The following is a 7,108-nucleotide window of genomic DNA, read 5'->3' on the forward strand; positions in this document are numbered from 1 at the left end:
GCGGTGGCGTCCATCGCGGCGCCAGAGGGTTGCGCTGCAATGGGCAACCCGGCAATGTCGGTAAGCTGGTCAGCAGCAGAAGTCACCCAAATTATCGCGTCAGCAGGACGGCGACGCAGACGCTTTAAAGCAATCAGCCAGTTTTCGTCAGTTTGAGAGGCGGGATCGCCGCCCCACAACAACAGCGTGCCACTGTCTTCTTGCCAGAGTTGATTGGTCAGGCCAGGTGTCAGGCGCTCAACGTCTGGCACGCTGCCCGTGATGAGAAGGATGTGAACTTTGTAATTCCAAAGACGGCCGTGTTGTTGGCGGAGAGCATAACGGAGATGCTGGAGAATAATCCGGTGATTTTCAGTAGAAGTCGCTTTTTTCTTATCTAATTGCTTGTGGTGCCCAATTATCTTTTGAGGTAAATATTGCTCCTGCTCTTGGCCAATTGACTTTTTCTGAGAAAAATGAAGAGTAAAGACAGCTATTATTAAAGTTATTACACACACACACCAGATTAACCAAACATATTCAACATTTACCCCTAAAATATCCATACCACTTCTGAAAGTAGTGATCAGGAATGCACTTACGCATGCAAGCGCCACGACTAATATTGAATAACCTGTCACACTAAAACGCCGAATGACCGGCGAAGCTGTTGATGTCATAAAAACAACCTCCTTGTAATCAGACAAAATGAATAGGCTTTATCCTTGCCACCTGATATTAATAATTGAGTTTCTCCAGTCCTAATTGCAGCATCCACTAATAATGAAATCGAAACAGGAAAAGCTAGTGGTCCTGGAGGACCAAATGAATGATTAACAATTAAAAAAGGATGGCGGGAAGGAAGAGCCCATTTTTTTTCTTCAGCATAGCGTACGATTGTAATCATATCAGCCTCCCCAATTCCCGAAAGCCAAACATGCTTCATTTCTGAAGCCACCAACCTGTTATACTCAGTAAGAACATCAAGTGATTTCGTCAGAGAGTCTGAATGCAAAAATCGTCCTACACCAGCCTTGACAAGCAATGAATTACTCTCGTTCATCTCTGATGAACAGATGAGATTTGCGTTGATAAACTCACTATATTCACGCTCAATAGAGTTAGGCCAATCCTGTAAAGTAATAATCAGCGCATTTCCTTTAATCGAACAGGATTCAGAACCTGAAAAGTATTGGTCTATTTCAGAAACAATATCAGGGATCATATCCCATTGTTTAAATACAGCCTGAGAAATGGAAGATACATCATGTTTTTCTGTAATAAGCACAATGATGTCATGAAGGTCATTTCTATAACCTGGGCACTGTTCTTCCAGATTTTTATCTAAAAAACTCAACTTAGAGCTTAAAGTCAAAAAATTATGGTGTAGACGTCTACATTTCACAGGATATGCTGGAATATAAGAAGGCTCTCCAATTAAAGCTTCACTTCCATTTTTCTCAGGACACAAGATTATATTGGCCACAATCGGTCTTTGCCACATAGCCCAGCGCTGCCAGTGTGATTTAGTAATTTGGGTCTGAACTTCCCATAATATAGCTGCATTAGATGCTTGATCATACCGAAACCAAACAATCCCTACGAGACATAGCCATATCAAACCTGAAGGTAGCAAGCCATTGATTATTACATCTCTGTAACCATGAACTTTCAGCAGAAAAATAGAAGTCAATGCACCTAAGCAAATCAAAAGAATAAAAGAAACCGTCAATAATTTAATGGATGGTTTATTTAAATTTTTTTTATGTGGGATATCTGGAATCGGCCAATTCATTTTTTATTCAACCATCTCATTTCGAAAGCTGATAACTTTGCATCCACATTCACATATGCAGTCGTGTACAACCACCTGTACGCCCTGATCGAACATTGTAGGATCCCCTTGTCTAATATGATTAAAACCATGCAGTGGGCATGAAACGCCATCTCCTACTAATGCAACCTGTACACCCTCCACATACATAGTTGATGAGGCTGATATAACCGTACCGCCGTGTGTTGTTGCATCGCCTAAGCAAGTCAGTGCTGGCATATACTTTCCCTCCTATTTTAAATGGTGAGATACATCATTAACGGAAATTAATAAATCATGAAGTCTAAAAATGAATATTTTAAAACAACAAATAAAAAATAACCGCGAAACATACTTTATTGCATAATAACGACCAAAGGTTGACTGGTTTTAAACTTATAGATTCACTATATCGTTCATATACAAAAACGTGATCGCATAAAAGTTGAACCACTGCATTCCTGTCAATCATAATTGCATACTCTATTGAATGAGCATACTCTCAACAAAAGGTGTAATGGTCCAAATAAAAATAAATATGAGCAATCTTTAATTGTATAATTCGAATCGGGCGCATCACCGCCCGACAGCCATTATTCCACAGTATTCTCAGCGTTATTATTAACCGGTGCCCTTTGTTCTGTGAATTGGTTATCACGGGTATTCTTCTGCACGGCTACTGCACCAAATAGCGCCATGAAGAATGACACACCGTAAAACCCTTTTTCGCTAGGCATCAGTGTTGCATTCACCAATCCGATGACCAGCAGCGCAACTGAAAGACTAAATGCCAGCAGGCACACTCCGTGATAAAGGCGAGTTGTGGGAATATTTTCCTGGCGATCGCGAACCGTTTTTTGCAATGAAACCGCAGCAAACAGCGCTAGAATCAGCACAGAAAAGTAGTAGCCTTTTTCATTTAGCTCCATCCCTGCCTGCCACAAACCGGCCAAATAAACCACACTGCCGCCGATCATGGCAATCCAGGAAATTGCGACAAATGCGGGTGAAACAGGGATATTCTGCGTTTTCATAGGATTTCCTTTAGGTTATTGAAAATAAGTTAAAATGTTAAAAAGAGCTGCCGCCGGAATAAATACAGACCAATGCACCAGGGCATTGCGCCCTGCGCACATTTTTCAAACAGCCGTGGACTAAAACAGTAAAAATTTTTGGATTGAATGGACGATTGACATTGCATGGGAGAATGTCTGGCAATAGACAGGCGACATTCAGTGCATAAAAATATATGTCATACGGTTGCACTAATGATTAGGTAAAGCAGGCTATTTTGCTATCGCATTTGGACGGATACGGATAGTGTCGGTAATCTGCTGCCAGATACTTACAGCTTCGGCCTCTGTAAGACGTCCCTCGCCCTCCAGGCCCTGCTGCAGGAGCGTCAGAGATAACATTGGATGCTTGGGAGATGCCGTTTTTTCATTGATATTAATGACAAATCGCAGGGCTTGCTCACCATTGGTATCACTTAACTGTCCCTGCGCTAACCACTGCTCTGCGTATAATCCATTTATTTCGCGACGACCACTAAGGATAGTATAGCCTCCCGCCTTTTTAATGTTGCGCTCCATCATGGTGCTTCTTTCCAGTAGAGAATCTTCAGAGGCGCTATAATTATCACTGTCAAAATGAAATTTTATAGCGGGGTATTCTAAAGAAGTGTAATTCGCACTAACTTCCTCTTTAGGTTGAGCATTTCCATCTTTAATAAATAATTCTGGCAGGCAAAACCCTGGCTCTTGAGGGATTTCATTCTCCTGCTTACCGGAAATACGTGTGAGAAAATCTATTAGCTCAACCAGTTTTTTCGGAACAGTATCACCGTAGATTTCAGGGGTCAACTTTCGTTCTTCATCATAACGTGATGACAACCCATTATCGGCTTCTAAAGTTATTTCTATTGCAACGCCATTGGTATAAAGGTGCGCTTCAAGTATACGTGAAGCGTCAACAACCTGTGTACTTTTATTTCTTTCAAATATGATCCCTTCCATGCCGTCAGGTAAGGAATAAACTCCCTTAAGATAAGGCATATCCAGAGGCCTCAACGTTTTCGTTGCGGATAGTTCGGCCTCCCTCAAGCGAATTTTTTGCTTAAATGCCGGGTGATATATACGCTTATATTTAATTGGCATTCCATCAATAAACGCCATAACATTATCGTGTGTAATAGTATATGTTTCAGGAAGGTCAATCATGTAACGACCAAAACAGCGAGTGACCGCTTCTTGTAAAAAATGTGTCACGTTTTTACGCTCCTCAGAACTTAAATTGATTCGTGGCGGCAGCCAGCTATAACCGTACCATCCGAAAAAAACGGCAAATAAAAGTACTAGCGCGAGAATAGTTTTATTAATTTTCACTCATCCCTCAGCGTTGTCTGTTTTATGTTCTGAACAATTTTCACAAGCGCCCGCAAGGTAAACTGCTGCGCCAACTGGTTCTGGAAGGCAGGCTCATGTTCGACCGAAACCTGAAACCTTGCGTGTAAATAGTGTTCAGCAATACATCCGGAGCGAACTGGCACCGTACCGTCCCCCGCTTCTTCTGCAGACAACAATTGAAAAGTCTGATGAATGCCTTTTGCCCACCCGTTTCCGGACAAGGGCGATGAAATACTTCGCTTATCAAGCATCTCGGTTTTATCAACCGCGCGACCTGCCAGCACGTCACGCTGACGATTACGATTCAGCCATGCATCTACACGCGGTGTATTGGCTCGCCAGCAGACGTCGCCGTATGATCGATAGGTCTTATCTGCACTGTAGAAGGCCCAACTTTGGGGGTGATACTTCCCAGAAAGCTCCTCAATAAAAGGCTTAACTTCACGTTGTATTATTTTTGAGAATGTTTCCCAGTCCCTGTCCAAACCTGCTTGATTTAAGCCTTTGCTGGGATTTATAAATTGGTCTTCACACAATCCCCACCACTTATCCCGCTGCAAATAAATTTCGCTATAAGGATCTTCTTCCGGAAATGCATGAGTAGTTTTATCATCCGTTATTTTCAACCAGTGCTGTCCGTAGGCTTTCCCAGGTAACAACTGCAAAGGGCCGGAAGACTGTGAGAGGACTGCAGTCATGGCTTTGGCATTTCCTCCCAGCACCTGAGCAGCAACCCATCCCTTTGCGTTCCCTGAACCGTTTTCTGTTCCTGCTTTCATTCTGCGGTAAGTCGCCGCAGCTCCCAGCGCTGGCATCACGCCATGTATTACCCCTAGTACCCTATCTGCTCCTCCGAGGTGCTGCGTATAGTGTCTTGCAACCAGCCCCCCCATAGAGTGGGTAATCAAAATAACCTTCTCACACTGCCGTTCATGTTGCCGGTAAAACTGAATTTGCTTATCAATGTATTTAGCCAGCGCTGTTGCTGAATCAGAGTTTGACTGCAGCCAGTTATACCCCAAAGCAAAGACAGGAAAGAGATAGCGGTATGTCAAATCCACCTCTTCCTTACTTAGTGATACATCACCCTTCTCCGTTTTCAGCGTAGTCTGTAGCAAACTTGCACGTTCATTGGAGTCACCATCATTAAAGTCGTTGAGCGTATTTTGTAGCCAGTTAAGGAAAGTAGCATAACTGGTATAACCTACGGTTCCCCAGCCGCGGTCCCGACGAGTTTTAAGAAGGTAGAGCTCTGATTTTTCGTCTATTTTCCCACCATCATCGACAACGACTTTTTTTGGATCCAACATTTTCTTTCTAGTCTCAGCATTTGTGCCAAACCAGTCACCAGCAATCTGATCATTGCTATCCAGGCGCCAGATCTTTAATCCGTCTTCATCATCACTTTTTAAATTGCTGCCCATTACACCCGGAATAAAAATGACTGGAATAACCCGGTCTGGATACACGACACATTGCTGAACAATGTTTTTTTCTTTAGGCGTGCTAAACAACTGATAACAAGCATTACCATCTTCATCAAATGTCGGCTCAATTTTTGGTGTCGCTTTTTCCTCAGACATGACTAACGCTCCTTGTTCAAGTTTAAATTGATGCTGGCAATGTCAGGAAAGCTTTGAGGGGCTATTTTCCCTGCAGCATCTGAAGTAGCTAATGTCTTCCCGAGAGCACTACTCACATTCCCCTGATGACTTTTTACCGCTTCTTTGGTTCCTGCCCGGATGAGTTGCGTGTTGAGTTCATAATTACCCTGTTGCAAGGTATTAAACATTTCGCTTGCGCTTTGACCACCGAATTTTTGCCATACCGTTGCGCGCTGAATAATTTTATCCGGGGCACCGCTCTCTACTTCACCGTTTCCTATTCTCAGATAAGCACCACCGCTACCCACCAGCAAAATATCCTGTTTGGCACGAATGAAAACTTTACCTTCGCTACTACTGATACGTACATCCTGGAATGCATCCAGCAACATCTCATCACTCTGAGACTGAATTTCGACTTTCCCCTTCGCCGCTAGTAACTTCAGTCCCAGCTTCTGTGCAAACAGGCTGATTCTTTCGCCCGCTGCCACCGTGAAAGCTTTCATTACGCTGAAGTCAGTGTTTTTACAGCTGGTTGCAATGAGGTTTTCACCTGCTGACAGTTGCAGGCTTTTAGTCGTGGCTTGCGCGATGCCACCTGGCGCTGAGAGCAGTAGTGCAGACTGCTTCAGCTCTGCGATGGCATCACTTAAAAGCGACTTCTGGGTTTGTAAATCCGCCAATTCGGCTTTTGCCATCTCTGCTGCACTTCGCAAGGACTCAGTTAACTGCTGCGCCTTTTGAAGTTCGCTTAGAGCATCCTGCATGGACAGCATCTTCCCATGTGCCTGAGACTGAATATCCGCACTGATAAACACTCCGGCACCGCCACGAATAGAGACATGCTTGTCAGTGCGTAGCTCTGCTCCTTCACCACGTAGATCGCGTGAGGCGTCAACATTGTGACCTAAATTAAGCTGAGTCTTCCCCCCATACTCCGTGCTGAGCTTGATATGCTCCTCACCACGTTTGTCCTCCATGCGCAGCTTGTTCAGGCCAGCCGTGCGGATAACGTTGCGGGTACTGTTTTTCTCAGTAACGTGATCAACATGACGCGAATCATGCAGTGCATGAGCAATATAGGGCTGGTCCGGATCTCCCTCACGAAACGCTATGGCCACCTCCGTTCCCTGTATCAGCGGAAAATGGAAGCCGTACCCATCCCCACCGTAAGGCTTCGCGAGGCGACCGGGCATACTTTCAAGACCGCGATCCTTTCCCTCTTCGTCTGCATCAAACACCACACGGTATAAACCCGACGCATCCTGCCAGGCGTAGATGTCGTTATCTTTCGCGCTGGTCACGCG

Annotated in this window: 6 protein-coding genes and 1 pseudogene; all 7 read right to left on the minus strand. The window is 44.2% G+C overall.

The window, feature by feature from the left end:
• Positions 1–659 (minus strand): annotated as a pseudogene (locus VH86_RS19260) (hypothetical protein); the annotation flags it as partial.
• Positions 656–1,774, minus strand: coding sequence for a hypothetical protein (locus VH86_RS25805; RefSeq protein WP_156150603.1), 1,119 nt, complete (start codon positions 1,772–1,774; stop codon positions 656–658). The pseudogene VH86_RS19260 and the gene VH86_RS25805, both read right to left, overlap by 4 nt.
• Positions 1,775–1,777: 3 nt before the next feature.
• Entirely contained in the window at positions 1,778–2,032 is a 255-nt protein-coding gene (locus tag VH86_RS25245) for a PAAR domain-containing protein (RefSeq protein ID WP_072050629.1), read from the minus strand.
• Positions 2,033–2,385: 353 nt separating this feature from the next.
• The gene (yiaA, locus tag VH86_RS19265) at positions 2,386–2,826 is read right to left on the minus strand and encodes an inner membrane protein YiaA (RefSeq protein WP_045833809.1); all 441 of its coding nucleotides are present in this window, start codon (positions 2,824–2,826) and stop codon (positions 2,386–2,388) included.
• Positions 2,827–3,078: 252 nt separating this feature from the next.
• Positions 3,079–4,176 (minus strand): T6SS immunity protein Tli4 family protein, encoded by a 1,098-nt coding sequence (locus tag VH86_RS19270; protein WP_052696630.1) that lies wholly within the window; start codon positions 4,174–4,176, stop codon positions 3,079–3,081.
• Entirely contained in the window at positions 4,173–5,780 is a 1,608-nt protein-coding gene (locus tag VH86_RS19275; RefSeq protein ID WP_045833810.1) for a triacylglycerol lipase, read from the minus strand. Before VH86_RS19275 ends, VH86_RS19270 begins: the two co-directional genes overlap by 4 nt.
• 2 nt (positions 5,781–5,782) lie before the next feature.
• On the minus strand, positions 5,783–7,108 hold a 1,326-nt coding region (locus tag VH86_RS19280), incomplete at its 5' end, for a type VI secretion system Vgr family protein (RefSeq protein ID WP_045833812.1).

Origin of the sequence: Pantoea sp. BL1, from assembly GCF_000963985.1 — a bacterium.
Taxonomy (GTDB): Bacteria; Pseudomonadota; Gammaproteobacteria; order Enterobacterales; family Enterobacteriaceae; genus Pantoea; species Pantoea rwandensis_B.